The organism is Streptomyces sp. NPDC096132 (genome assembly GCF_044763345.1).
GTDB lineage: Bacteria > Actinomycetota > Actinomycetes > Streptomycetales > Streptomycetaceae > Streptomyces.
The window spans coordinates 146,106-171,934 of record NZ_JBIWGA010000008.1 but is presented as its reverse complement, the minus strand read 5'-3'; the positions used below and the strand labels follow the sequence as shown (position 1 = coordinate 171,934).

The window sequence follows — 25,829 nt, the reverse complement described above, 5'->3', positions numbered from 1 at the left end:
CTAGTGGGCCACCGCGGCCGCGCCGTGCTCGTCGACGAGCGCGCCGGTGGTGAAACGGTCGAGCGAGAAGGGGGCGTTGAGGGCGTGCGGGGTGTCGTGGGCGATGGTGTGGGCGTAGACCCAGCCGACGCCCGGGGTGGCCTTGAAACCGCCCGTGCCCCAGCCGCAGTTGAGGTAGAGGTTGTCCACCGGGGTGAGGCCGATGATCGGCGAGGCGTCGGGGCTGACGTCGACGATGCCGCCCCAGGTGCGCAGGACGTGGGCGCGGGCGAAGACCGGGAAGAGTTCGAGGGCCGCCGCCATCTGCTCCTCGATGATGTGGAAGGCGCCGCGCTGGGTGTAGGAGTTGTACGCGTCGATGCCCGCGCCCATCACCAGCTCGCCCTTGTGGGCCTGGCTGACGTACACGTGGACCGCGTTGGACATGACGACGGTGGGGTGGACCGGCTCCAGGAGCTCCGAGACCAGGGCCTGCAGGGGGTGGCTCTGGAGGGGGAGTTCGATGCCCGCCATGGCGGCGAGGACCGAGGTGTGACCGGCGGAGCACAGGGCCACCTTGCCGGCCGCGATCGGGCCGCGTGTGGTCCGCACCCCGACCACCCGGCCGTCGACCACGTCCAGGCCGGTGACTTCGCAGTTCTGGATGATGTCGATGCCGGCCGCGTCAGCGGAGCGGGCGAAGCCCCAGGCGACGTAGTCGTGCTTGGCGATGCCGGCGCGCGGCTGGTAGGTGCCGCCGAGGACCGGGTAGCGCACGTCCGGGGAGATGTTGACGATCGGGCAGACTTCCTTGACCTGCTCGGCGTCCAGCCACTCCGCGTCCACGCCGTTGAGGCGGTTGGCCTCGACGCGGCGCACGCTGTCGCGGACGTCCTGGAGGCTGTGGGCGAGGTTGAGCACACCGCGCTGCGAGAAGAGGATCGGGTAGTCCAGTTCCTCTTCCAGGCCCTCCCAGAGCTTGAGCGCGTGCTCGTAGATGCCGGCGCTCTCGTCCCAGAGGTAGTTGGAGCGGATGATCGTGGTGTTGCGGGCCATGTTGCCGCCCGCGAGCCAGCCCTTCTCCAGCACGGCGACGTTGGTGATGCCGTGGTTCTTCGCCAGGTAGTGGGCGGTGGCGAGACCGTGGCCGCCACCGCCGACGATCACCACGTCGTACGACCGCTTGGGCTCGGGGTTGCGCCAGAGCCAGTCGGGGTGGTCGGGGAGGTCGGCGCCTGGGGGTCCCCCCACGCCCGCAGGGCGTAGGGGGCGGGTGCTGGGGCTCATCGGGCGTCTCCGGCTTCTGCTTCTGCCTGGGACAGGTGCGGGTAGAGCGGGTGTTCGGCGGCCAGCGCCCGCGTGCGGGCGCGCAGGGCGGCGATGTCCGGCTCGGGCTGGAGGGCCAGGGCGATCACGTCGGCGACCTCGGTGAAGTCCTCGTCCGTGAAGCCTCGGGTGGCCAGCGCCGGGGTGCCGATGCGCAGGCCCGAGGTGACCATGGGCGGGCGCGGGTCGAAGGGGACGGCGTTGCGGTTGACGGTGATGCCGATCTCGTGGAGGAGGTCCTCGGCCTGCCGGCCGTCCAGCTCGGAGTCGCGCAGGTCGACGAGGACGAGGTGGACGTCCGTGCCGCCGGTCAGCACCTTCACCCCGGCCGCGGCCGCGTCGGGCCGGGTGAGGCGCTCGGCGAGGATGCAGGCGCTGGCGAGCGTGCGGGACTGGCGTTCGGCGAACTCCGGGGAGGCGGCGACCTTGAAGGAGACCGCCTTGGCGGCGATGACGTGCTCCAGGGGGCCGCCCTGCATGCCCGGGAACACCGCGGAGTTGATCTTCTTGGCGAGGTCGGCCTCGTTGGTGAGGATGACGCCGCCGCGCGGACCGCCGAGGGTCTTGTGCGTCGTGGTCGTCACCACGTGGGCGTGCGGCACGGGGTTGGGATGCAGTCCGGCCGCGACCAGGCCCGCGAAGTGGGCCATGTCCACCATCAGCAGGGCGCCCACCTCGTCGGCGATCCGGCGGAAGGCCGCGAAGTCCAGCTGCCTGGGGTACGCCGACCAGCCCGCGATGATCATCTTGGGGCGGTGTTCCTTGGCGAGCTGCTCGACCTCGTCCATGTCGACAAGGTTGTCCGCCTCGGACACGTGGTAGGGCACCACGTTCAGCATCTTGCCGCTGTAGTTGATGCGCATGCCGTGGGTGAGGTGGCCGCCGTGCGCGAGGTCGAGGCCGAGGATCGTGTCTCCGGGCTGGAGCAGCGCGAAGAAGACGGCGGTGTTGGCCTGGGCGCCGGAGTGCGGCTGGACGTTGGCGTAGCCCGCGCCGAACAGGGACTTGACGCGCTCGATCGCCAGCCGCTCGGTCACGTCGACGTGTTCGCAGCCGCCGTAGTAGCGGCGCCCGGGGTAGCCCTCGGCGTACTTGTTGGTGAGGACCGAGCCCTGCGCCTCCATCACGGCGGAGGGCGCGAAGTTCTCGGAGGCGATCATCTCGAGGGTGGACTGCTGGCGGTGCAGTTCGGCGCGGAGGGCTTCGTGGACCTCGGGGTCCAGCTCCGCCAGGGGGCTGTTCAGCGCGTTCATACGGCGTTCGCGTTCCTCTCGGCGGCCTCGACGACATTGGCGAGCAGCATGGCTCGGGTCATGGGGCCCACGCCCCCGGGCATCGGCGCGATCCATCCGGCCACTGTGGCGGCCTCCGGGTGGACGTCGCCGACCAGCCCCTGGTCGGTGCGGGTGATGCCGACGTCCAGGACCGCCGCGCCGGGGCGCAGCATGTCCTTGGTGATCAGTCCGGGCGATCCTGCGGCCGCGATGACGATCTCCGCCTCGCGTACGTGCCAGGACAGGCCCTTGGTCCCGGTGTGGCACAGGGTGACGGTGGCGTTCTCCGACCTGCGGGTCAGGAGGAGGCCGAGGGGGCGGCCGACGGTGACACCCCGGCCGACCACGCAGACACGCGCCCCGGCGATCGGTACGTCGTAACGGCGGAGCAGTTCGACGATGCCGCGCGGGGTGCACGGCAGTGGCGCCGCCTCGCCCAGGGTGAGCCGGCCGAGGTTGACGGGGTGCAGTCCGTCCGCGTCCTTGGCCGGGTCCATGCGCTCCAGCACGGCGTTCGCGTCCAGGTGACCCGGAAGCGGAAGCTGGACGATGTATCCGGTGCAGGCCGGGTCGGCGTTGAGCTCGTCGACGACGTCCTCGACCTGCCGCCGCGTGGCGTCGGCGGGCAGCTCCCGCCGGATGGAGGCGATACCGACCTGCGCACAGTCGCGGTGCTTCCCGGCGACGTAGGCACGACTGCCGGGGTCGTCCCCGACGAGCACGGTCCCGAGCCCCGGCGGCAGCCCACCACCGGCGGTCAACTTGGCGACGCGTTCGGCGAGTTCCCGCCGGATGTCGCCGGCGGTCGCTTTACCGTCCAGTATCTGTGCAGTCACTGACGGCACTCCTTCCAAGAGCCTGAACTGCAACGTACTGAAGGGGCGCGGGGCTGTGTCGATCAGCGGCTCCGCCGCGGGGCGCGACCAGCCACAGCGCACCCGCAGCCGAACGACAACCCGAATGCTCAACCACGAAGACGGGACATCGTCGGATCGAACAGCGGCTCCTCGGCCACAACCGCCTCGACACGCTGGTCGAAGTAGCCGATGTGCACGGTGGTCCCCGGCACCGAGAGCTCCACGGGCAGCCACGCGTAAGCGATCCCCTTGCCGATGGTGTAGCCGTACGCCGCGCTGGTGACGTACCCCACCGCACGCTCCCCGTCGAACACCGGCTCCTTGCCCATCACCACCGATCGAGGGTCATCGATGACGAGGCAGGTCAGCCTGCGCCGCACCTCGCCCTTGCGCCGCTCCAGCGCCTCCTTGCCGACGAAGTCGCCCTTGTCGGGCTTGACGGCGAATCCGACGCCGGCCTCGTAGGGGTCGTGCTCGTAGGTCATGTCGGTGCCGAAGGAGCGGTAGCCCTTCTCCAGGCGGAGGCTGTTGAAGGCACCGCGGCCGGCGATGATGCCGCCGAGCGGTTCGGCCGCCGCCCACAGGGTGTCCCAGAGCTTCGGGCCGAGGTCGGCGGTCGTGTAGAGCTCCCAGCCGAGTTCGCCGACGTAGGACAGCCGCATCGCCGTCACCGGGACGGACCCGATGTGGGCGCGCTTGGCGCGGAAGTACTTCAGTCCGTCGCCCGAGAAGTCCTCGTCCGTCAGCGGCTGCAGCACCTTGCGGGCGAGCGGGCCCCACAGGCCGATGCAGCAGGTGCCGGGGGTGATGTCGCGGACCTGGACCGTGCCGTCGGCGGGGAGGTGACGGGTGAACCAGTCGAGGTCGAGGTTGCCGTTGGCGCCGACCTGGAAGAGGTCGCGGCCGAGGCGGGCGACGGTGACGTCGCTGCGGATGCCGCCGTCGTGGTCGAGGAGCAGGGTGTACGTCACCGAGCCGACGGACTTGGCGACCTTGCTGGTGGTCAGCCGCTCCAGGAAGTCGCCGGCGCCGGGGCCGGTCACCTCCAGGCGCTTGAGGGCCGTCATGTCGTAGAGCGCGACGGTCTCGCGGGTGCGCTGGGCCTCGGCGCCGACGATCGGCGACCAGTACTGCGCCGCCCAGTCGTTGGGCGTGGGAATGCTGCGGCCTTCGACGAGCGGGGCGTTGGCCTCGTACCACTGCGGGCGCTCCCAGCCGTTCGCCTCCAGGAAGAAGGCGCCGTGCTCCTGCTGGCGGGCGTGGAAGGGGCTGGTGCGGATCGGGCGCGGCTTCCCGGACGGCTGGAGGGGGTGGAGGATGTCGTAGACCTCGACGAAGTTCTGGCAGTCGCGGGCCAGGACGTACTCCGGGGAGAGCTGGTGCGGCTCGAAGCGGTTGACGTCGCACTCGTGCAGGTCGAAGGAGGAGCAGTAGCCGTCGACCAGCCACTCGGCCATGGCCCGGCCGACGCCCGCGGAGTGGGTGACCCAGACCGCCTCGGCGACCCAGAAGCCCTTGACGTCCGGGGACTCGCCGAGGAGCGGGTAGTTGTCGGTGGTGAAGGAGAAGAGGCCGTTGATGCCCTCCTCGATCTTCGCCTCCTGGGTGGCGGGGAGGAGGGACCGGGTCTCGGTCCAGGCGTCCTCGAAGTCCTCCTCGGTGAACTTCAGGACCGAGGGCATGGCCTCGGCCTCGTCCACGGAGAGGATGTCGTCGGCGGAGATCGGCATCGGGCGGTGGCCGTAGTAGCCGATGCCGATGCCGTCGAAGCGGTCGCGGTAGTAGAGGTCGGCGTCCTGGTGGCGCAGGATCGGGCGGACCGCCTCCTCGGTCTGGCCGGCGAGGGCGGGCACCGGGCCGGTCCAGGCGAGCTGGTGGGCCAGCGGCGTGAGCGGGAGGTTCATGCCCACCATCCGGGCGATCTTCGGCCCCCAGATGCCGGCGCAGCACACGACGATGTCGGCGGGGATCTCACCCTGGTCGGTGAGGACGCCGGTCACCTCGCCGTCGGCCCGCAGGACGTCGAGGACCTCGTGGCGGGCGAGGAAGCGCACGCCGCGTTCCGTCGCCCGGCGGATCTGGGCCTCCACCGCGAGGACGGCCTTGGCGAGGCCGTCGGTGGGGACGAGGAGGCCGCCGAGGACCTTGTCGCGGTTGACCAGCGGGTGCTGCTCGACGCACTCGTCGGCGGTCAGCAGACGCGCCTCGATGCCCCAGGCGGTGATCCAGCCGTGGCGGCGGTGGAGTTCGGTGAGGCGCTCGGGGGTGGTGGCCACTTCGAGGCCGCCGACCTGGAGGAAACAGGGCTTGCCGTCGACGTCGAGGGAACAGAACTTCTCGACCGTGTAGCGGGCCAGCTCGGTCATGGTCTTGGAGGAGTTCGTCTGGAAGACCAGGCCCGGGGCGTGTGAGGTCGACCCCCCGGTGGCGGGGAGCGGGCCCTGGTCGACCACGGTCACTTCGGTCCAGCCTCGTGCGGAGATCTCGTCGGCCAGCGCCGCGCCCACGACGCCCGCTCCGATGATCACCACTCGGGGTCCCGCCATCGCCGCACCTCCGAATCGAACCGGCTCCGCCGGTCAGTTGCTGTCTGCGCAACAAGGTTCAGGTTGCGCAACTCAATGTGCCCGCCTCGGGGAGGGGGTGTCAAGGGGTCCGTGACGTCGGAAAACAGGCGGAAACACAGCTCGGAGGCGGTCTGGGACATGGCAATGCCCGGCGGGCGGTGCGCGCGGGTGCGCACCGCCCACCGGGCATGTTCGACCGCCCTGGAGCCGGGGCTACTTCAGCCAGGCCTTCACCTTGTCGGGGTTGGCCTCGACCCACTTCTTCGCCGCCGCGTCGGCCGTCATCTTGTCGACCGCGATGTACTTCGCCACGGTGTTCTGGTCGTCGTTCGTCCAGTTGAAGTTCTTCACCAGGTCGTAGGCGGGGCTGCCGGACTTGGCGAACTTCGCGCTGACGATCTTGTCCAGGTCGTAGACGGGGTAGTCGCAGGCGACCTTCGCCGCGTCGGCGTCACAGCCGCTGGTGTACTTCGGCAGCTCGACCTTGACCAGCGGCACCTCGGACAGGAACCACTGCGGCTCGTAGAAGTAGCCGATCACCCATTCCTTGTTCTTCTCCGCCTTGCGGAAGGCCTGGATGAGCGCGGTCTCGCTGCCCGCGTACACCACCTTGAAGTCCAGCTTCAGGTTCTTCACCAGCGCCTCGTCGTTGGTGACGTACGACGGGTCGCCGTCCAGCAGCTGGCCCTTGCCGCCCGACTCGGAGGTCTTGAAGTTCGAGGCGTACTTGTTGAGGTTCTCCCAGTTGGTGATGTCCGGGTGGGCCTTCGCCAGCCACGGGGGTACGTACCAGCCGATGATGCCTTCGTTGCCGGTGGAGCCGGCGTCGACGGCGGTCTTCTGCGTGGTGATGTACTTCTCCTTGAGATCGTCGTGGCCCCAGTTCTCCAGGACGGCGTCGACCTCGCCCGTCCCGAAGCCCTGCCAGGCGATCTCCTCCTTGAGGTCCTTCTTGTTGACCGTGCAGCCGAGGTCGTGCTCCGCGACGTACGCGACGACCGCCGCGTCCGCCTCGTAGCCCACCCACGGGTTGACCGCGAGGTTGAAGGTGCCGCACTTGCCGGAGCTGCCCGAGCTGTCCGAGCCCGAGGAGTCCTCGCCGACCTTCGCTCCGCTGCACGCGGTGAGGGTGAGGCCGAGGACGGCCAGGCCGGCCGCGCCGGCTCGCCAGTGTCTTGCCATGGTGTCCTGCTCCTTATGCGCTCGCGCGTCGCGCCGCAGCCTGAGTGATCCGGTCGAACATGACTCCGAGCAGTACGATGGCGAGTCCTGCCGCCAGCCCCTTGCCGTACAGCTCGCCCTGCGAGAATCCGGCCACGACGTCGTAGCCGAGGGCGCCCGCCCCTACCAGGCCGCCCACAACAACCATCGACAGCACGTAGATCAGGCCCTGATTGGTGGCGAGCGTCAGGGCACTGCGTGACATCGGCAGTTGAACCTTGGTGATGATCTGCCAGGTGTTGCACCCGGCGGAGGTGGCCGCCTCGACGGTGGTCGCGGGCACGGCCCGCACCCCGTCCGAGATGATCTTGATGGAGACCGGTGCCGCGTAGACGACGGCGGCGACGATCGCGGTGAAGCGCGTCGCGCCGAACAGCGCGAGGAACGGCACCAGATAGACGAACGGCGGCATGACCTGCGCCGCGTCCAGGGTCGGCCGCAGCAGCCGGTCCACCAGCATGCTGCGCCCCATCCACACCCCGAAGACGATGCCGAGCAGCATCACCAGGACCGTGGCGACAAGGGTCGAAGCGAGCGTCGTCATGGCGTCCGACCACATGCCCGTGCCGACCAGCAGGCCCACGCAGACAGCCGTGGTGACGCCGGAGCGCCAGCCGCCGAGGACGACACCGAGTCCGACGAGGACCGCGGCGACGACCCACCACGGGGAGTCGGTCAGCAGCGACTGGAACGGGTTGAGCAGACCGTTGGTGATGGCGTCACGGAAGGCGTTCGTCAGACCCGACAGGTTGTCCTGGGCCCAGGTCGTCGCCGTGTCGGCCGCGCTCGCGATCGAGCTGCCGACGCTGCCGTCACCGGGGAACTCCGCCGCCCACACGTAGGTGTGCGACATGTAGACGAGGACCGCCGTGACCACCGCGCCCGCGCCGAGCAGCTGCTTGCGCCACTTGAGGAAGCGGTTCTTCGAACGCCGGGCCGTCTCCTCACGGGCGCTGGCCGCGGTGGTGACCCGGTCGAGGACGATCGCCATCACGACGATGGCGAGGCCCGCGTTGAAGGCCGTGCCCACGTCGAGCGACTGCAGGGCCTGGACGACGGTCTTGCCGAGGCCGGGCGCGTCGATCAGGGCGGCGATGGTGACCATGGCGAGCGCGGCCATGATCGACTGGTTGACGCCCATCACGACGGTCCGCTTGGACATCGGCAGCAGGACCTTGAGCAGGGCCTGCCAGCGGGTCGCGCCCAGCGAGTCCGCCGCCTCGGCGGTGGTCTCCGGTACGGAGCGGATGGCGTGTGCGGTGATGCGGATCGCCGGCGGGGCCGCGTAGATCGCCGTGGCGATCACGGCGGAGGCGCCGCCGATCAGGAAGAACAGGGTCAGCGGGGCCAGGTAGACGAAGGTGGGCATCGTCTGCATGAAGTCCAGGAAGGGCGTCACGACCCGGTTGAACCGGTCGGACATGCCCGCCCACACACCGAGCGGGATCGCGAACAGCAGCGCGACGAGGACCGCGGAGAGGGTGAGGGCCAGGGTGTCCATGCTCTCCTGCCACAGCCCCTGGAGCCCGAGGAAGGTGAACCCGGCGACGGCCAGCAGCGCCACCCGCCAGTTGCCCACGGCCCAGGAGACGTAGCCGGCGATGCCGACGACACCGAGCCAGCCGATCTGCGGGACGGGACGGGCGCCGGAGGGCTGGGAGATCAGGTCCTGGATGAAGGTCACCAGGTTGTCGATGACCAGCCGGATCTCGTTGAAGAAGTAGAGGAAGAGCGGGTTGGAGTTGCGGTTGGCGCCGATGGAATCGTTGACGTCGTTGAACCAGCGGTGCAGATCCGTGAGGTCCGCCGCCGCGAGGGTGAGGGTCTGCTTTCCGCGCAGGACGGCGAAGAGCAGCAGCCACACGACGAGGATCGCGCCGACGACCATGGGGCGGCTGATTCTGCGGGCGGCCTTGACGGGTGCGGCCTTCTCGACCGTCTCCGTCGCCTCCGGTTTCTCCATGACGACGGTCATCACCTGCCGCCTTCCTGCCCGGCGACCACCGCGAGGATCTCCTCGTCGCCGACGATGCCGAGCAGCTTGCCGTCCTCGACGACCTTGACCGGCTTCTCGGCGGCCAGGACGGCCCGGGTGGCCTCCCGGACCACGACGTCCGGACCGAGCTCGGGGCCGTCCAGTTCGTCGCCGTCCTCCGGGGCGCGCATGATCCAGCGCAGGGTCAGGACGTCACCGCGCGGCACGTCCTTGACGAACTCGCGTACGTAGTCGTCCGCCGGGGCGCCGACCAGTTCGTCGCCGGTACCGCACTGGACCATCTTGCCGTCGCGCATGATCAGGATGCGGTCGCCCAGCTTGAGGGCCTCGGAGAGGTCGTGCGTGATGAACACCATGGTCTTGCCGACCTCGTGGTGGAGGCGGATGACCTCGTTCTGCATGTCCCGGCGGATCAGCGGGTCCAGGGCGGAGAACGGCTCGTCGAAGAAGAGGACGTCCGGGTCGCCGGCCAGGGCGCGGGCGAGACCTACGCGCTGCTGCATACCGCCGGAGAGCTGGTCGGGGTAGGAGTTCTCGTAGCCGGCCAGGCCGACGAGCTCGACGACCTCCAGGGCCCGGCGGGTGCGCTCGGCCCTGCCCATGCCGCGGATCTCCAGGCCGAAGGCCACGTTGTCCACCACCCGGCGGTGGGGCAGCAGCCCGAAGTGCTGGAAGACCATGGAGAACTTGCGGCGGCGCAGGTCGCGCAGGCTCTTGTCGTCCGCCTGGCGGATGTCCTGGCCCTCGAAGACGACCTCACCAGAGGTCGGTTCGATCAGCCGGGTCAGACATCGCACCAGCGTGGACTTGCCCGAGCCGGACAGGCCCATGACCACGAACACCTCGCCCTTGCGGACGTCGAAGTGCACGTCGCGTACGGCGGCGGTGCATCCGGTGCGGTCCATGAGCTCGCGGCGGGTGAGGCCGCACAGCTCCTCGTCGCCCGGTACCCGGTCGGCCTTCGGCCCGAACACCTTCCACAGATTGCGCACGGAGATGACCGGAGTGCCCTCCGAGTCCTGGGGCGTGCCGCGCCGCTGCGGCACCTCGGTCTGTGTGGGGGTCACGATCGACCTCTTTTCGGCGTTCAGCCGCGGAACCAGTGCTGCGGCCGGGGTTGGATGTTCTGCCAGATGTGCTTGGGTTCTCGGTATTCGTTCAGGCCGGTCGGTCCCAGCTCCCGGCCCACGCCCGAGTGCCCGAAGCCACCCCATTCCGCTTGCGGCACATAGGGGTGGTAGTCGTTGATCCACACGGTGCCGTGGCGCAGTCGCCGGGCGACCCGCTGGGCCTTCCCGGCGTCCTGCGTCCAGACGGCGCCGGCGAGGCCGTACTCGGTGTCGTTGGCGATGCGTACGGCGTCGTCCTCGTCGGTAAAGCGCTCGACGGTCAGCACGGGTCCGAAGGACTCCTCGTGCACCACGCGCATGTCCTGCCGGCACTCGTCGAGGACGGTCGGCGGGTAGTAGTGGCCCTGCGCGAGGGCGGGGTCAGTGGGGCGCTCGCCGCCGCAGCGCAGGACGGCGCCCTCGGCGACGCCTGCCGCGACGTACGCGTCGACCTTCGCCAGGTGCTGGGCGGAGATCAGCGCGCCGGTCTCGGCGTCTGCGTCGAAGGGCCCGCCGAGCCGGATCTGCCGGGCCCGGCGCACGACCTCGTCCACGAACGCGTCATGGATCGAGTCCTCGACGATCAGCCGGGCACCGGCCGAGCAGACCTGCCCCGAGTGCAGGAAGACGGCCGTGAGGGCGAAGTCCACAGCCGTCTCGAAGTCGGCGTCGGCGAAGATCACATTGGGGTTCTTGCCGCCGAGTTCCAGCGCCACCTTCTTCACGGTCTCGGCGGCGGTCGCCATGATCCGCTTGCCGGTCTCCAGGCCGCCGGTGAAGGAGACCATGTCGACGGCGGGGTCCTCGGAGAGCGGGGCGCCCACCTCGGGGCCGGTGCCCAGGACGAGGTTGCCGACGCCGGCCGGGAGTCCGGCCTCCTCCAGCGCCTTCAGCAGCAGGATCGAGGTGGAGGGGGTGAGCTCGCTGGGCTTGAGGACGAAGGTGTTGCCCGCCAGCAGGGCCGGGGCGACCTTCCAGGAGGCCTGGAGGAGCGGGTAGTTCCAGGGGGTGATCAGGCCGCACACGCCGACCGGCTCGTACACGACGCGGCTGACGGCGTCGTCGCGGCCGGTGTCGATCACGCGGCCGGCGTCGGTTCCGCCGAGGCCCCCGTAGTATCGGAGGCAGGAGACGACGTCGGCGATGTCGTACTCGCTCTCCACCAGCCGCTTGCCGGTGTCGAGGGACTCGGCGCGGGCGAACACCTTGGCGTCGCGCTCGACGAGGTCGGCGGTGCGCAGGAGCAGTGCTCCGCGCTCCCGCTCGGGGGTGTGCGGCCAGGGGCCCTCGTCGAAGGCTCGGCGGGCCGCGGCGATCGCCGCCTCGGTGTCGGGACGTGTCCCTTCCGACACGGTCGCACTGAGCGTTCCGTCGGCGGGACATCGGATTTCCCGGCGGCCGCCGGCCACCGGCTCCCGCCATTCACCATCCACATACAGGTCTGCCACGCGCCAAGCCCTTCAGCTGTAATGCGTTGCGCATCGTGCATCCAATTGCTTGTGGTGGAACACCCTGGCCAATGTGCAGACATACGTCAAGAGGTTGGCGGATGACGATTTCGCAAGAGGCCCTTCGACCCTTCTCTCTTGGCCGAGGGGCCCATCTCTCTCTTGACCGAGGGGCCCATCCAGGCCAAGTATGTTGCGCATCGCTCACTGAGTTGTGCATTACGCATCGACGGAGGTCGTCATGTCCCCTCGACCGCAGCCTGGCCGTGAGTACGTCCTCACCCTCTCCTGTCCCGACAGCGCGGGACTGGTCCATGCCGTGAGCGGCTTTCTCGTGCGGAACTCCGGAAACATCCTGGAGAGCCAGCAGTTCGATGATCGACTCCAGGGCCGTTTCTTCATGAGGGTCCACTTCGACGTGTCGGACCCGAACGCCGATCTGAAAAATCTGCGTTACCGATTCGGTCCCGTGGCGGAGGCCTACGGGATCTCCTGGACCCTGCGGGACGCGTCGACACCGACGCGGACGCTCATCATGGTGTCCAGGTTCGGGCACTGCCTGAACGATCTGCTGTTCCGCCGGCGCACCGGTTCTCTCAACATCGAGATACCGGCGATCGTCTCCAATCACCGCGACTTCGAAAGCCTGGCGGAGACCTACGGCGTTCCCTTCCACCACGTCCCGGTCACCAGGGACACCAAGCCCGAGGCGGAGGCACGGCTGCTCGAGCTGGTGCGCGAGCTGGACATCGACCTGGTGGTGCTCGCCCGCTACATGCAGATCCTCTCCGACGACCTGTGCAAGCAGCTGGAGGGGCGGGCCATCAACATCCACCACTCCTTCCTCCCCAGCTTCAAGGGCGCGAAGCCCTACGACCAGGCCTACGACCGCGGGGTGAAGCTCGTCGGCGCGACGGCGCACTATGTGACGTCGGACCTGGACGAGGGGCAGATCATCGAGCAGGACGTGGTCCGGGTGGACCACTCGCTCGACCCCGGGGAGCTGGTCACGGTCGGCCGGGACGTGGAGGCACAGGTGCTGGCGCACGCCGTGAAGTGGCACAGCGAGAGCCGGGTGATGGTGGACGGCAACCGTACGGTGGTCTTCCGCTGAGCGGTGAGGCATGGCGTGGGGGGGGGGGGGGGGGGGGGGGCCGCCCCCCCCCCCCCCCCCCCGACGCCGTATACGGTTTTTCACCCAGGGAGACGGTCGAGCAGCGCGCGGCGCCACTTCTCCGTCTCGGCGATCTGGTTGAAGGTGAACAGGTGCAGGCCCGCCACGCCCGCCGAGGGCGCGGTGAGGGCCTCCTCGGCGCGTGTGAGCAGCTTCTCGGGCGAGTAGCCCCCGGGCACGGCGAACCGCAGGAACCACGACGCGTGCCTGGTCAGGAACCGCGTCGACTCCCCCACGCCGATCTTCGTCGCCATGGACAGCAGCTTGGCCCGCTGCACGGGCCCGGCGACGCCCAGGTACACGGGCAGGACGACGTCCCGGCGCCGTATCCGGGCGATCCACTCCCCCAGCACGCGTGGATCGAAGCAGAGGTTGCTCACGATGTACGTGGCGTGCTCGCGCTTGTCCCACATCGCCTGGATGGTGAGGTCGTCGTGGATGAGCGGATGGCTCTCGGGGTAGCCGGTGATACCCACGCGGGCGAAGGGGCTGCCCAGCTCGCCCAGCCTGCGCAGGACCGGCAGGGCACCGTCGTAGGCCCCCGCCGGCGGGTCCGCGTCGCCCGCGGGGACGAAGACGTCGTCCACGCCGGCCTCGCGGAGCCGGACGGTGACCTCCTTGAGGTGCGCGTCGTCCCGCAGCAGCCGCGCGGGCACGTGCGGGACGACGCGGTAGCCGTGCTCCGTGAGCCGGGTGGTGAGGGCGAGGGTCGGTTCCAGGCCCTTGACCGGCGACGCCGTCACGGTGACGACGACGTCGCGCGGCACATGGGCGAGGACCTTGTCCTCGGTCGCCTTCGCGGGCAGCACCTCGTAACGGACGCGCTCCAGCAGCGTCCGCAGCCCGTCGGCGGCCAAGGTCTACCCGGCCTGCTTCTGGGCGTCGCGGTGGCGGTAGTAGGCGGCCTTGGACGGGGCCAGGGGCTCCTTGCCGAGGATCAGGTCGGCGGCCTTCTCCGCGATCATCATCACCGGGGCGTAGATGTTGCCGTTGGTGACGTACGGCATCACCGAGGCGTCGACGACCCGCAGGCCCTCCACGCCGTGCACGCGCATGGTCGTGGGATCGACGACGGACATCTCGTCGGTGCCCATCTTGCAGGTGCAGGAGGGGTGCAGGGCGGTCTCGCCGTCCTTGGCGACCCAGGCGAGGATCTCCTCGTCGGTCTCGACGGACGGTCCGGGCGAGATCTCCCCGTCGTTGTAGGGGGCGAGCGCGGGCTGGTTGAGGAGCTTGCGGGCCACCCGGATCGCCTCGACCCACTCGCGGCGGTCCTGCTCGGTGGAGAGGTAGTTGAAGCGCAGGGCCGGGTGTTCGCGCGGGTCCTTGCTCTTGATCTTCACGGAGCCGATGGCGTCGGAGTACATGGGGCCGACGTGGACCTGGTAGCCGTGTCCGCCCGCGGGCACCGAGCCGTCGTAGCGGACCGCGATGGGCAGGAAGTGGAACATCAGGTTGGGGTAGTCCACGTCCTCGTTGCTGCGGGCGAAGCCGCCGGCCTCGAAGTGGTTGGTGGCGGCCGGGCCCTTGCGGAAGAGCCACTGGAGCCCGATGAAGGGGGCTCGCCACTTCGCCAGGTACGGCTGCATGGAGACGGGCTGCTTGCAGGCGTACTGGATGTAGACCTCGAGGTGGTCCTGCATGTTCTCGCCGACGCCGGGGAGGTCGTGGACGACGTCGATGCCGAGGGCGCTCAGTTCCTCGGCGTTGCCGACGCCGGAGAGCTGGAGCAGCTGCGGGGAGTTGATCGCGCCGCCGCAGAGGATGACCTCCTTGGCGCGGACCTGCGTCGGGGCGCCCTTGCCACGCCGGTACTCGACGCCGACGGCCTTCTTGCCCTCGAACAGGACACGGGTGACCAGGGCGCGGGTCTTCACCGTGAGGTTGGGCCGCTTCCTGACGGGCTTGAGGTAGGCCTTGGAGGCCGACAGCCGACGGCCGCGGGAGACATTCCGGTCGAACTTGGCGAAACCTTCCTGCCGGTAGCCGTTGACGTCCTCCGTGGGCGCGTAACCGGCCTCCTCGGTGGCCTTGAGGAAGGCGCCGAAGAGGGGGTTGTCGGCCGGGCCGCGTTCGAGGACGAGCGGGCCGTCGTGGCCGCGGAACTCGTCGTCCGGGTCGGCCGCCAGACAGTTCTCCATCCGCCGGAAGTAGGGCAGACAGTGCGCGTAGTCCCAGGTCTCCATGCCCGGGTCGGCGGCCCAGCGTTCGTAGTCCATGGGGTTGCCGCGCTGGAAGATCATGCCGTTGATGCTGCTGGAGCCGCCGAGGACCTTGCCGCGCGCGTGGTAGACGCGCCGGCCGCCCATGTGGGGCTCGGGTTCGGACTCGTACTTCCAGTCGTAGAACCGGCTGCCGATCGGGTAGGTCAGCGCGGCGGGCATGTGGATGAACACGTCCCAGGGGTAGTCGGACCGGCCGGCCTCCAGCACCAGGACCTGATTCGAGGGGTCCGCGGAGAGCCTGTTCGCCACTGCGCTGCCGGCCGATCCGCCGCCGACGATGACGAAGTCGTATTGCAGGGAAGCCATGGTGCCTCGTCTCGCTCGCGCCATAGATACGCGAGGCATGCTAGTACCAGTAGCGCTATACGCACTAGGTTGCGAGCCACGCAACTTACGTGGCATTGGTTTCGACCGGGTTACTTGCAAAGGTGTTGTTTACTACGCGTATAGTTTCGCCGTGAGCAACTACAGCACAGACACCGAAACGACGAACTCGCAGTCCGGCGGAGTGCAGTCGGTCGACCGCGCCATCAGCGTGCTGGAAATCCTGGCCCAGCGCGGTGAGGCGGGGGTCAGCGAAGTGGCCGCCGAGATCGATGTTCACAAGTCCACCGCGTTCCGGCTGCTCGGCGCCCTGGAGGCGCGCGGTCTGGTGGAGCAGGCGGGCGAGCGCGGCAAGTACCGGCTCGGCTTCGGCATCGTACGCCTCGCCGGCGCGGTCACGGGACGCCTCGACATCACCCAGCAGGGCCGGCCGGTCTGCGAGCGTCTCGCGGAGGAGATCGGCGAGACGATCAACATCGCGGTCATGCAGGAGCACTACGCGATCAACCTGTACCAGGTGCGCGGCCCGGCGGCCGTCGCCGCGCACAACTGGGTCGGGGAGTTGACCCCGCTGCACGCGACGTCGAGCGGCAAGATCCTGCTGGCCCATCTGCCGGCCAAGGAGCGGGCCGCGGTGCTGGCGAAGTCCGGCCTGGAGAAGGTCGGCCCGCAGACCATCACCGCGAAGGCCAGGCTGGAGAAGAACCTGGCGGAGGCCCGGGAGCGCGGCTACGCCTGGACGCTGGAGGAGCTGGAGATCGGGCTGCACGCGATGGCCGCCCCGGTCCGTAACCAGGACGGCCAGGTCATCGCGGCGCTCAGTGCCTCCGGGCCCTCGTACCGGTTCACCGAGGAGCGGCTGCACGAGCTCTCCCCGATCCTGCTCAAGGGCGCGGAGGAGATCAGCCACCGGATGGGCTGGCTGGGCTAGCCCTGCCCGCCGCCGAGGCGTTCGTTGACCCAGTCGTGGAAAGCGCCGATGTGGTGCTCGCTGGGCACGAGGACGCCGCCCTTGGCGTACATCCGTGAGCTCATGCCGGGCTGGGTGCGCTCGCAGGCGTCGAAGTCCTGCACGTTGACGCGGTGGAAGAGCTCCACGGAGCGGCTGACGTCCTTGCCGCTCTCGACGACGTGCGGGAGGTAGAGCCAGTCGCACTCGACGATCGTGCGGTCGACGGCCACCGGGTACATCCGGTGGAAGATCACATGGTCCGGGACCAGGTTGATGAAGACCTGGGGCTTGACGGTGATCGCGTAGTAGCGCCGGTCCTGGTCCTCGGCGACGCCGGGGATGCGGTCGAGGCCCTCGGAGCCGTCCACGGTGAAGCCCTGGATCTCCTCGCCGAACTCGGCACCGTGGCCGACGTAGTACTGGGCGGCGTAGCCGTCGGCGAACTCGGGGAGCACCTCGGTGAGCTCGGGGTGGATGGTGGCGCAGTGGTAGCACTCCATGAAGTTCTCGATGATGAGCTTCCAGTTGGCCTTCACGTCGTAGGTGATCCGCTTGCCCACGGAGAGGTTGTCGACGTCGTAGCGCTCGATCGACTCGACGTCGCCGAGGCGTTCGACCACCGCGCCGATCACGTCCTCCTCGAAGGAGGGCGGGTTCTCCGCGAGGCACACCCACACATAGCCGAGCCATTCCCGCACGGCGACGCTCACCAGGCCGTACTCGGTGCGGCCGACGTCGGGCATCTTGGTGAGGTTGGGCGCGGCGACGAGCTTGCCGTTGAGGTCGTAGGTCCAGGCGTGGTACGGGCACTGGAAGGCGCGCTTGACCTCGCCGGTCTCCTCGGTGCAGAGCTTGGCGCCGCGGTGGCGGCACACGTTGAAGTACGCGCGGATCGAGTTGTCCCGCGCCCGGGTGACGAGGATGCTCTCGCGGCCCACGTCGACGGTGCGGAAGGCGCCGGGCTTGGCCAGTTCGGAGGCGCGCGCCACACAGAACCACATGGTCTCGAAGATGTGCTCCTGCTCCTGGGCGAAGATCCCGGGATCCGTGTAGGAGGAGCCGGGGAGGGTGGCGATCAGGCTGTCCGGCAGGCTGGTCGAGGTCACGGTGCACTCCTCGGGGAACGTCGTGGACGGGTCATTCACGCGCCGGGAAGAGCGACTCCGCACGGCGTCGGGACGTGGTGGTGTCAGCTGGTGGCGGCAGCGAGCTGCTTGCGCCAGCGGGTGAACAGCCGCGGCTGGTTCATCCCGAGTACGGCGACCGGGTTCCCGGCGCGCCGGTAGACCGCGAGGACGTTGCGCGTGTCCGCGGCACCTTCCTCGATGGTCACGCTGTCGGCGCCGGCCGCGTGGCCGGCGAACTGGATCTTCACTCCGTACTGGTCGGACCAGAAGTACGGCGGCCGAGGCACGCCCGGGTCCACCGCGCCGCCCGCCAGCAGCGTGGCCACGGCGGCGTCGGGGCGCTCGCGCGCACCGGTCCAGTGCTCGACACGGCGGTGGGCGCCGGCGCGGGGGTCGTACCAGTTGGCGCAGTCGCCGACCGCGACCACCCCGGCGAGGCTGGTGCGGCCGTCGGCGCCGCACTTGACGCCGTTGTCGAGCTCGACGCCCGACCCTTCGAGCCAGTCGACGCACGGACGGGCGCCCACGCCGACGACGACGATGTCGGCGGGAAGGGAGCGGCCGTCCTCCAGCAGGACGGCGTCAACCCGGTTCTCCCCGCTCAGCCCCTTGACGCCCACGCCGCACAGGAGGCGTACGCCGTGGTCCGCGTGGAGGGCGGAGACGAGGAGGCCCATATCGGCGCCGAGCGGTCCTGCGAGCGGCGTCGGGGCCGCCTCCACGACCGTCACGTCGAGTCCGAGGCCGTACGCGGTGGAGGCGACCTCGGCGCCGATGAACCCGCCGCCGATCACCACCAGCCGTCCGCCCCGGGCGAGTTCGTCGCGCAGGGCGCGGGCGTCGTCCAGGGTGCGCAGCGTGTGCACGCCGGCCAGGCCCTCGGAGCCGGGCAGGGTGCGGGCGGCGGCGCCGGTCGCGAGGACGATGCCGTCGGCCCGGACCTCACGTCCGTCGGCGAGCCGTACGGCCCGCTCGGCGCGGTCGAGTCCGGTGGCGCGGGCGCCGAGCAGCCATTCGGCGCCCAGGTCCTCGTCGTCCGTCTCCAGGGCGAGGTCGGCCTCGCCGAGGGTGCCGGTGAGGAACTCCTTGGACAGCGGCGGCCGGTCGTAAGGGCGGTGGAGTTCGTCGCCGATGACGACGAGCCGCCCGTCGTAGCCCTGCTTGCGCAGCGAGCGTGCCGCCGACAGTCCGGCCAGCGAGGCCCCCACCACGGCGACGGTCCTCACGCGGGACCCCCGGCGAGCCGGGACGCGACACAGGGCGGGAGGTTCGGAGCCTCGGTCGACACCTTGACGAAGATCATGCCGTCCTCGACGACGACCTCGTGGGTGCGGACCGGCAGCTTGGCCGGCGGGGCGTCGACGGCGCCGGTGCGCAGGTCGAACTTGGAGGCATGCAGCGGGCACTCCACCTCGCAGCCCTCCAGCCAGCCGTCGGCGAGCGAGGCGTCCTGGTGGGTGCAGGTGTCGTCGATGGCGAAGACCTCGCCGTCGTCGGTGTGGAACACCGAGACCGGCGGGTCGATGTCGAGCCGGAGGGCCTCGCCTCGCGGGAGATCCGCGAGACGGCACGCGGGAATCATCATGACACCTCGGTGCGTATAGCGAAACGGATTGCGGTAAGCGCAACATCAGTCTGGGGTCGCCCCGAACCCTTGTCAAGGCGTCCCGGGGCCCGCTTCGAGCGGGTTCGCCGGGCGCCCCCGGCGCAGCTCGAAACGCCCGTACCACCTGCGCGAACAGGTGGTACGGGCGCCGTGCCGGGGGCTTGCCCGAGGCGGTCAGAAGCCGCGGTCGATCCACTCCTGGAGGTGCGGGGCCTCCGCGCCGACGGTCGTCGTCTCCCCGTGTCCGGTGTGCACAACGGTGTCGCCGGGCAGGGTCAGCAACCGGTCCCGGATCGAGTCGACGATCGTCGGGAAGTGGCTGTACGACCGTCCCGTCGCCCCCGGCCCGCCCGCGAAGAGCGTGTCGCCGCTGAAGAGGGCCGACAGGGCGGGCGCGTACAGGCAGACCGCGCCAGGGGCGTGGCCCGGGGTGTGCAGCACGGTCAGGTCGACGCCGGCCACCGTGAGGACCTGGCCGTCGGCCAGTTCGCCGTCGGGTGCGCGGTCGGGGTGGGTCTGCTTCCACAGCGGCAGGTCGTCGGGGTGGAGCAGGACCGGGGCGCCGGTGCGCGCGGCGAGGGCGGGCGCGGCGTCGATGTGGTCGTTGTGGGCGTGGGTGCACACGATGGCCCGCAGGGTGCGTCCGCCGAGGGCTTCGGCGATCGCGTCGGCGTCGTGCGCGGCGTCGATGACGACGGCCTCGGTGTCGTCGCCGACGATCCACACATTGTTGTCGACGTCCCAGGTGCCACCGTCCAGGGAGAAGGTCCCCGAGGTGACGAGGTGCTCGATACGGGCGCCGGCCATCAGAGGACCACCACCGAGCGCAGGACGTCGCCGCCGTGCATCCGCTCGAAGGCCTTCTCGACCTCGTCGAGGGCGATGGTCTCGGTGACGAAGGAGTCCAGGTCGAGACGGCCCTGGAGATAGAGGTCGATGAGCATCGGGAAGTCGCGGGACGGCAGGCAGTCGCCGTACCAGGAGGACTTCAGGGAGCCGCCGCGGCCGAAGACGTCGAGCAGCGGGAGTTCGAGCTTCATCTCGGGGGTGGGGACGCCGACCAGGACGACCGTGCCGGCGAGGTCGCGGGCGTAGAAGGCCTGCCGGTACGTCTCCGGGCGGCCGACCGCCTCGATCACGACGTCGGCGCCATGGCCGCCGGTGAGCTCGCGGATCGCCTCGACGGCGTCGTTCTCGCGCGAGTTGACGGTGTGGGTCGCGCCCAGCCGCTTCGCGGTCTCGAGCTTGCGGTCGTCGATGTCCACGGCGATGATCTTCGCCGCGCCCGCCAGGCTCGACCCGACCACCGCCGCGTCCCCGACGCCGCCGCAGCCGATGACGGCCACGCTGTCGCCGCGTCCGACGTTGCCGGTGTTGATGGCCGCGCCGATTCCCGCCATCACACCGCAGCCCAGCAGACCGGCGGCGGCCGCGGACGCGGCCCGGTCGACCTTGGTGCACTGGCCGGCCGCGACCAGCGTCTTCTCCGCGAAGGCGCCGATGCCCAGCGCCGGGGAGAGTTCGGTGCCGTCGAGGAGGGTCATCTTCTGCTTGGCGTTGTGCGTGTTGAAGCAGTACCAGGGACGCCCGCGCAGACAGGCCCGGCACTGGCCGCAGACGGCGCGCCAGTTGAGGATGACGAAGTCGCCGGGCGCGACGTCGGTGACGCCCTCCCCCACCGACTCCACGACACCCGCGGCCTCATGGCCGAGGAGGAAGGGGAAGTCGTCGTTGATGCCGCCCTCGCGGTAGTGCAGATCGGTGTGACAGACCCCGCAGGCCTCGATCTTCACCAGCGCCTCCCCCGGGCCGGGGTCGGGGACGACGATCGTCTCCAGGCTGACGGGGGCACCCTTCGCGCGCGCGACGACAGCACGGACCTGGTGAGCCATGGCCACTCCTCGGCTGATACGAGACCTGAGTCGTATGTTGCTCAATACGGCACACATCTCATGTGCCGCAACACAGCATCGTGGAGGGCCGGGCGGGGGTCAAGGCTCCGGTGGCCCGGGACCGTGCACGACGGCGCCCGCACCCGAGCAGGCCGGTGCCCGCACCCCACGCATGGCGGTGCCCGGGACCGTCGTACAAGGTCCCGGGCACCGCGGGGCGCCGCGCCCGTCCCCACGGACGGCGCCGGTGTCCGGCCGGCCTTCCGCTCGGTTCGCCGTCGGCCGGACACGCCTCGTATCAGCCTCCGATGCGGTTTCCCGTCAGGGAGGGCGCCGTGTCGTGGCCCTTCGCGCCGGGGCCGGCGGCCGCGGGGGGTGCCGTCCGCTGCGGGCGGCGCAGCAGGACCACCCCGACGGCGGCGGCGAGCAGGGTCAGTACGGCGGCGACGATCAGGCAGAGGTGGAGGCCGTCGAGGAAGGCCTCGGACAGCGCGCCCAGGACACGGGGGGTGTCGGCGCCGAGGTCGATCCCGGCGACGGCGCCTGTACCGCCCTGCTCGGCGACCGCCGTGACGTGCTGGACGGTCCGCCCGGTCAGGCCGGCGTCGGTGAGGTGGCCCGGGAGGGCGTCGACGGCCCGGGTGGAGAGGAGGGCGCCCAGGACGGCGGGGCCGAGGGCGGCGCCGACCTGGCGGAAGGCGTTGTTGCCGGCGGCGGCCATGCCGGCCTGGTGGAAGGGCACCGAGCTGACGGCGGTGGCGGTCATCGGCGTGATGACGAAGGCCATGCCGAGGCCGAGCAGGGCGAGCCGCCAGGCCAGCGATCCGAAGGAGGTGTCCGCGTCGATGGTCGTGAGCGACAGCAGCGCGGCCGAGCCGATCAGCAGGCCGCCGGGGATGAGCAGCCGCGGCGAGACCCGGTGGACGAGACGGCCGACGGGGGCGCCGAGGACCAGCGGGACGCTCGACACCGTCAACAGACGCCAGGCCGCCTCGAGCGTGGACAGCCGCTGCACCATGCCGAAGTAGAGGCTGAGGGCGAAGAAGAACCCGATCAGGCCCAGGAAGCTGATCATGGCGATCAGGGTGGTCGCGGTGAAGGCCGGACTGCGGAACAGCGTGAGGTCCAGCATCGGGCTGGAACTGGTGCGTTCCACCATGACGAACGCGACGGCGGCGACCGCGGCGGTGGACAGCGCGACCATCACCTTGACGTCGGTGAAGGACTCGGCGCCGCCCTCGATGATGCCGTAGACCAGGGCGGTGATCGCCAGCGCGGCGGTGAGCTGGCCGGGCCAGTCCAGTCGGCGGGAGCCCGGCGCACGGGAGTCGGTCAGCAGCCGGGCCGCGCAGGCCAGGGCGGCCAGGGAGGCGGGGACCGGCAGGAGGTAGATCCAGCGCCAGTCGAAGTGGTCCAGGATGACGCCCGCGATGACGGGGCCGAGGGCCAGGGCGGCCGTCAGGGAGGTGGCCCACAGACCGATGAACCTGCCGCGTTCGCGCGGGTCGGGTACGGCATGGCTGATCAGGGCGAGGGTGGTGGGCAGCAGGGCCGCCGAGCCCAGTCCGGCGAGTGCTTGGCCGGCCCAGACGACCTGGACGTTCGGCGCGCACAGGGCGACGACCGCGCCCAGCGCGCTGAGGGCGAGGCCCGCCTGGTAGACCTTCTTGCGGCCGTGGACGTCACCGAAGACCCCGGCGGTGAGGATGAGCGCGGCCATCGGCAGGACGAACGCGTCGGAGACCCAGGACAGTTGGGAGGTCGAGGCGTTCAGGGCCCGCTGGATGGCGGGCAGGCTCGCCGAGACGGTGGTCACCGGCAGATAGGCGACGAACACGCCGACGCAGGCCATGACGAGCGTGGCGGCCCGGCGTTCCTGCGGCGCGTTCGCCGTGGTCGTGGCATTCACGGAGGACTCTTCCCTAGGGCGCCCGGCACGGGCGCTGGAACAGACTGACGTGCGCCACTCTGGAGCGCTCCGGTCGTCCGGGGCGAGCCACGGGCCACCAGAACGCGGATAACCGACATCAGGACCCCGTCGTCCCCGGATCTTCGACACGCCCTCGGAGCACGGGCGGCGGGGCCGATCAGGGTGTGGGGATTCCCGCCGGGCGGGCCGGGCGGCCCAGGCGCACCGGTACACCCGGCGAGTACAGGACGCTGACCGGCTCCTCGCGCGGCGCGGGGAGGCCGGCCGCGGCGATCAGGTTCTCCTCGCACTTGATCAGCTCGGCCCGGTGCAGGGGCCAGCGCGGATGGTCGTTGGGCAGATAGGCGGCGCCGCCGAAGAAGGCGTTGTGCATCCCCCAGCGCGCGGTGAGGAAGTGCTCCAGCGCGGTCGGCTCCTCGATACGGGCGCCGGGGCGCACCGCGATACGGCTGTAAGCGCCGCGCGGGCCGGGCCGGCGGCGGGAGCTGGTGTAGGTGACGGTCTCGCCGGCCGTGCGCACGCTCATCCGGGACCAGAGGTACGGCAGCCGGAAGCCGGCCCGGCCCATCGCCACCGGGATCAGCCGTGCCGCGTCCATCGACCGGAAGACGACGCCGCGCCGCCCGTGCCGGTCCACCGAGTACAGCCGGACGTTGGTCTCCGGGAACGACCCGAGGTACGGCACACCGGGCAGCCGGAGCCAGCCGACCCGGTGCATCCGGAAGGCGACGAGCCCGACGTACGTCACCCCGTCGTGCGTGTCGGGAACGGTCCCCCGCGGCAGCAGCCCCGCCACCGCCCCCGGAGCGACGGACCAGTGGATGAAGCACAGGTCGAGCCACTGCTGGGTGAGGAGCGGAGAGGCTATGACTCCGGGGGCGTCGGGCGTGACCGGGGCGGGCTCGTGCATCGCGCCAGCATGCCAGGCGCCCCGGACGGCACCTGCCCGGGCCCGGGCGCGGCAGGACCTCGCGCCTGGGCATCGGCCTGATGACCCCGCCGCCTCACCCGCCCCGCCGACCGCCCCGCCAGTCAGCGCGCCCCAGGCCGGGTCCCCGAGACGGCAGCGGCGTGCCGACGGCGACTGCGCCGCTTTGTTCGTCCGGCAGCCGACGGGGCGTCACGACGTGACGTCCACCAGGACCTTGCCGACGGCGCCGCTCTCCACCGCCCGGTGCGCGTCGGCGGTGCGGTCGAGCGGGAAGCGGACCAGCGGCAGGCCGTGCTCCTCGCCGACCGGGAGGGCGCCGTCGCGGAGCGCGGCGGCGATGTCCTCGGCGGCCGCGGCGCGCGCCTCGGGTCCGGCCGTGTAGAGCACCAGGAACTGGAAGCGGGTGTTCAGCACCATGTTCTGCAGCACGTTCAGTTCGACCGGCTTGCCACCGTCGTTGGCGTAGGTCGAGATCGTGCCGCGGGTCCGCAGTACGGCCAGGTCCAGTGCGAGGTTCGCGCCCAGCGCCACCTCGGCGACGATGTCGACGCCGTCGGGGGCGACCTCGCGAATCGCGGCGGCCGGGTCGCCCTCACGATAGTTGATCACGTGGTGGGCCCCGGCGGCGGTGGCCAGCCGGGCCTTCTCCGGGCCGCTGACCGTGGTGATCACGGTGGCGCCCGCCCATCGGGCGAGCTGGATCACCGCGTGCCCGACCGCCCCGGCCCCGCCGGCGGCGAGCACCACGTGGCCGGCGAGCGCCCCGGGCCGCAGCCGGCGCGGCCCGTCCTCGGCGACGGTGAGCGCGCGGTGCGCGGTGAGCGCGGGCACGCCGAGTGAGGCGCCGAGATCGAATCCGGCCGCGTCGGGCAGTGGAAGGGCCCGGTCGGCGGGTACGACGGTGAACTCGGCGGCGGTACCGGTGGGCCGCCCGGCGGCGGCCATGAACAGCCAGACCCGCTGACCGACCCGGCTCCGGTCGATCCCCTCACCGACGGCGTCGATCGTGCCGGCGCCGTCGAGGTGCGGGGTGACCTCGGGGAAGTGCTTGGGGTGGGCGGGGCCGGAGCGGGCCTGCCAGTCGGTCGGGTTGACCCCGGACACGGCCACCCGCACGCGGACCTCGCCGGGGCCGGGCTCGGGCAGGTCACGGTCGACGAGCCGTAGCACCTCGGGGCCGCCGTTGTCTCGGTAGACGATCGCCTTCATGGTCCGGCCTCGGGAGACGGTGCGGTCGGCGGACGGAGCGGCCGGAGCGGTCGGGGTGGTCGCGGTGGTCGGGGTGGTCATTAGGCCGGCTCCTCGGTCGGTGATTGCAGGGCGGTGTACAGCAGTTCGGCCTGGTAGAGGGCCATGATCCGGTGGGCGGCCGGGGTGGCGTGCTCCCGGGCCTCGGCCGGCTCGTGGTGCTCGACCTTGATGAGCCACGCCGTGACACACGCGTGCAGCAGCGCGCGCATCCGGTCCGTCATGTCGACGACGATGTCCCGGATGGCCGGGTCGGTGGTCGCCTCGCCCCAGGTCTGCACGCCGACCCGGGCGGCCGCGGGGTCGATGGCGGCGACCAGGCGGGCGAGCAGTTCGTCGGGGTCGGGCGGGGTGTCGCTCGCGGCGTACTCGCCGAGGACCTTGGCACGCTCGGCCAGCACCTCGCGGGCGGCGGCCTGGACCAGTTCGGCCTTGTTGCGGTAGTGGGCGTAGATCGATCCGGCCGAGAGTCCGGACTCGGCGGTGATGTCGGCGATCGAGGTCCGCTCCAGACCGTTGCGGCCGAAGCAGCGCACGGCCGCCTCGGTGATCTGGGCGCGCCGGAGTTCCTTGCGCGCGTCGGTGAGCCGGGGCATCGCGGTCCTCCCGTAAAAAGAACGGCGGTTCTGCTTGCGCCACCCTA

21 protein-coding genes are annotated in these 25,829 nt (G+C 70.7%); 2 read left to right on the top strand and 19 right to left on the bottom strand.

Annotated features, from left to right (window positions below; translation table 11 throughout):
• The 8 genes from ACIRF9_RS20735 to ACIRF9_RS20700 all read right to left on the bottom strand — a co-directional run bounded on the left by ACIRF9_RS20735 (window position 1) and on the right by ACIRF9_RS20700 (window position 11,777).
• Window positions 1–1,230 carry a sarcosine oxidase subunit beta family protein gene (locus ACIRF9_RS20735; protein ID WP_403823999.1) on the bottom strand — a complete coding sequence of 410 codons (1,230 nt, stop codon included), beginning with the start codon at window positions 1,228–1,230 and terminating at the stop codon, window positions 1–3.
• 32 nt (window positions 1,231–1,262) lie between these two features.
• Complete coding sequence (gene glyA / locus ACIRF9_RS20730) at window positions 1,263–2,558, bottom strand: serine hydroxymethyltransferase (protein WP_403823997.1); 1,296 nt, start codon at window positions 2,556–2,558, stop codon at window positions 1,263–1,265.
• Complete coding sequence (locus ACIRF9_RS20725; RefSeq protein WP_403823994.1) at window positions 2,555–3,415, bottom strand: bifunctional methylenetetrahydrofolate dehydrogenase/methenyltetrahydrofolate cyclohydrolase; 861 nt, start codon at window positions 3,413–3,415, stop codon at window positions 2,555–2,557. The genes glyA and ACIRF9_RS20725 overlap by 4 nt, the downstream gene beginning before the upstream one ends.
• Before the next feature lie 128 nt (window positions 3,416–3,543).
• Complete coding sequence (locus ACIRF9_RS20720) at window positions 3,544–5,982, bottom strand: FAD-dependent oxidoreductase (RefSeq protein ID WP_403823991.1); 2,439 nt, start codon at window positions 5,980–5,982, stop codon at window positions 3,544–3,546.
• 234 nt (window positions 5,983–6,216) lie between these two features.
• Window positions 6,217–7,185 (bottom strand): ABC transporter substrate-binding protein, encoded by a 969-nt coding sequence (locus ACIRF9_RS20715; RefSeq protein ID WP_403823988.1) that lies wholly within the window; start codon window positions 7,183–7,185, stop codon window positions 6,217–6,219.
• Between the two features lie 13 nt (window positions 7,186–7,198).
• Entirely contained in the window at window positions 7,199–9,199 is a 2,001-nt protein-coding gene (locus ACIRF9_RS20710; protein WP_403823985.1) for an ABC transporter permease, read from the bottom strand.
• Window positions 9,199–10,287, bottom strand: coding sequence for a glycine betaine/L-proline ABC transporter ATP-binding protein (locus ACIRF9_RS20705; protein WP_403823982.1), 1,089 nt, complete (start codon window positions 10,285–10,287; stop codon window positions 9,199–9,201). The genes ACIRF9_RS20710 and ACIRF9_RS20705 overlap by 1 nt, the downstream gene beginning before the upstream one ends.
• A gap of 20 nt (window positions 10,288–10,307) precedes the next feature.
• The gene (locus ACIRF9_RS20700; protein ID WP_403823979.1) at window positions 10,308–11,777 is read right to left on the bottom strand and encodes an aldehyde dehydrogenase family protein; all 1,470 of its coding nucleotides are present in this window, start codon (window positions 11,775–11,777) and stop codon (window positions 10,308–10,310) included.
• Window positions 11,778–12,018: 241 nt separating this feature from the next.
• Between ACIRF9_RS20700 and purU the strand changes: the two genes are divergently transcribed.
• A complete protein-coding gene (gene purU, locus ACIRF9_RS20695) occupies window positions 12,019–12,891 on the top strand; it encodes a formyltetrahydrofolate deformylase (protein ID WP_403823975.1) in 873 nt (290 codons plus the stop codon).
• Between the two features lie 80 nt (window positions 12,892–12,971).
• Here the strand turns inward: purU and ACIRF9_RS20690 are convergent, their stop codons facing one another.
• Together ACIRF9_RS20690 and betA are read right to left on the bottom strand one after the other, a co-directional pair.
• Window positions 12,972–13,808, bottom strand: a complete 837-nt coding sequence (locus ACIRF9_RS20690; RefSeq protein WP_403823973.1) for a 5,10-methylenetetrahydrofolate reductase — start codon at window positions 13,806–13,808, stop codon at window positions 12,972–12,974.
• A gap of 3 nt (window positions 13,809–13,811) precedes the next feature.
• Window positions 13,812–15,482, bottom strand: a complete 1,671-nt coding sequence (gene betA, locus ACIRF9_RS20685; RefSeq protein ID WP_403823970.1) for a choline dehydrogenase — start codon at window positions 15,480–15,482, stop codon at window positions 13,812–13,814.
• Window positions 15,483–15,684: 202 nt separating this feature from the next.
• Between betA and ACIRF9_RS20680 the strand changes: the two genes are divergently transcribed.
• Entirely contained in the window at window positions 15,685–16,431 is a 747-nt protein-coding gene (locus ACIRF9_RS20680; protein WP_403824618.1) for an IclR family transcriptional regulator, read from the top strand.
• Here the strand turns inward: ACIRF9_RS20680 and ACIRF9_RS20675 are convergent.
• The 9 genes from ACIRF9_RS20675 to ACIRF9_RS20635 form a co-directional block, all read right to left on the bottom strand.
• Window positions 16,428–17,558 carry an aromatic ring-hydroxylating dioxygenase subunit alpha gene (locus tag ACIRF9_RS20675; protein ID WP_403823967.1) on the bottom strand — a complete coding sequence of 377 codons (1,131 nt, stop codon included), beginning with the start codon at window positions 17,556–17,558 and terminating at the stop codon, window positions 16,428–16,430. The genes ACIRF9_RS20680 and ACIRF9_RS20675 overlap by 4 nt on opposite strands.
• An 83-nt stretch (window positions 17,559–17,641) precedes the next feature.
• Window positions 17,642–18,805: an NAD(P)/FAD-dependent oxidoreductase gene (locus ACIRF9_RS20670; RefSeq protein WP_403823964.1), complete on the bottom strand. Its 1,164-nt coding sequence runs from the start codon at window positions 18,803–18,805 to the stop codon at window positions 17,642–17,644.
• Entirely contained in the window at window positions 18,802–19,164 is a 363-nt protein-coding gene (locus ACIRF9_RS20665; protein ID WP_403823961.1) for a bifunctional 3-phenylpropionate/cinnamic acid dioxygenase ferredoxin subunit, read from the bottom strand. The genes ACIRF9_RS20670 and ACIRF9_RS20665 overlap by 4 nt, the downstream gene beginning before the upstream one ends.
• 195 nt (window positions 19,165–19,359) lie before the next feature.
• Window positions 19,360–19,992 carry an MBL fold metallo-hydrolase gene (locus tag ACIRF9_RS20660; RefSeq protein ID WP_403823958.1) on the bottom strand — a complete coding sequence of 211 codons (633 nt, stop codon included), beginning with the start codon at window positions 19,990–19,992 and terminating at the stop codon, window positions 19,360–19,362.
• A complete protein-coding gene (locus ACIRF9_RS20655; protein WP_403823955.1) occupies window positions 19,992–21,077 on the bottom strand; it encodes an S-(hydroxymethyl)mycothiol dehydrogenase in 1,086 nt (361 codons plus the stop codon). Before ACIRF9_RS20655 ends, ACIRF9_RS20660 begins: the two co-directional genes overlap by 1 nt.
• A gap of 298 nt (window positions 21,078–21,375) precedes the next feature.
• Window positions 21,376–22,929 carry an MFS transporter gene (locus ACIRF9_RS20650; RefSeq protein WP_403824616.1) on the bottom strand — a complete coding sequence of 518 codons (1,554 nt, stop codon included), beginning with the start codon at window positions 22,927–22,929 and terminating at the stop codon, window positions 21,376–21,378.
• Between the two features lie 235 nt (window positions 22,930–23,164).
• Complete coding sequence (locus tag ACIRF9_RS20645) at window positions 23,165–23,917, bottom strand: YqjF family protein (protein ID WP_403823952.1); 753 nt, start codon at window positions 23,915–23,917, stop codon at window positions 23,165–23,167.
• A gap of 210 nt (window positions 23,918–24,127) precedes the next feature.
• Complete coding sequence (locus tag ACIRF9_RS20640; RefSeq protein WP_403823949.1) at window positions 24,128–25,228, bottom strand: NADPH:quinone reductase; 1,101 nt, start codon at window positions 25,226–25,228, stop codon at window positions 24,128–24,130.
• Entirely contained in the window at window positions 25,228–25,782 is a 555-nt protein-coding gene (locus ACIRF9_RS20635; protein ID WP_403823946.1) for a TetR/AcrR family transcriptional regulator, read from the bottom strand. The genes ACIRF9_RS20640 and ACIRF9_RS20635 overlap by 1 nt, the downstream gene beginning before the upstream one ends.
• Between the last annotated feature and the right edge of the window lie 47 nt (window positions 25,783–25,829).